The 903-nt window shown below is 41.8% G+C and carries 1 protein-coding gene; it reads left to right on the top strand.

What is annotated here, in order from left to right; translation table 11 throughout:
* Nucleotides 1-368: glucosaminidase domain-containing protein (locus HMPREF9304_RS12210; protein ID WP_036929624.1), on the top strand; the 368-nt coding region annotated here is incomplete at its 5' end.
* Nucleotides 369-903: the final 535 nt, after the last annotated feature.

The raw sequence follows: 903 nt of genomic DNA, 5'->3' as shown, positions 1-903 counted from the left end.
AGATGGCACTTGAAAGCCGTTGGGGGAAAAGCAGTCTTGCCCAAGCAGGATTCAACTACTTCGGTATCAAAGCCAATAAAGATTGGCTGGAAAGTGGACTGCCATATAGCCTCCATGATGATGATCGTCCCAACGAAAAGTTTTGCAATTTCGCTTCTCCAGAAACCAGCATGGAATATCATTCAAGACTATTGTTAAGCGAACGTTACAAGCGGTGCAGAAAATATAGCTCTAAAGATTTTCATAACTGGCTTGTTTCCATTAAAGCCGCTGGGTATGCCACGGCAAGAGATTATGTACAAAGATGCGAGCGTATTATCATGAAACATAAGCTCTATCTCTATGATGCAGCGGCCGAGAGACTGTAATAGAATATAAATATAAGCAAAGAATAAAATATATGATGAACAAGTATCTCATTTTGTTGTCAGTCCTTACACTTGTAGGTCACGACACCCATGCACAAGTAGTGTACGGTAATAATGAACAAATCTATGTAAAATCCCAGTACGANGTTTCNGCNAACTATGNGAGTTCTTCCGCAACCCTGNCNAATCCGATAGACAGCCATGTGAAATATGANCTGTCAGGATTNGGAGACAATTGGTTTGTCTCCGCTCATGGTGGTTTTATATCATTTTTGGGTAATCCTGTCTCACACACGGATTTTTACGGNAGNACCAAGTTCGGTTTGCATTTTNCTATAGGTAAATGGCACTCGCCATACTTCGGCACGAGAATCGCTTATCAAGGNATTAGNTTNGTNGANAGCCAACGAACATCCCAGCCTTTTAGCAGCTNTCATGCCGATCTCCTNCTGAATATATCCTCATTCTTCCGNCCCTCCTTNGAGAANCCTGCAAAATGGAATATAAGTCCTTATATAGGTGCGGGACTTATAAG

The sequence above is a fragment of the Hoylesella timonensis S9-PR14 genome (assembly GCF_000762405.1).
GTDB classification, from domain to species: Bacteria; Bacteroidota; Bacteroidia; order Bacteroidales; family Bacteroidaceae; genus Prevotella; species Prevotella timonensis_A.
Note: the sequence above shows the minus strand (reverse complement) of the source record. Positions and strands in the feature narration are given on the sequence as shown.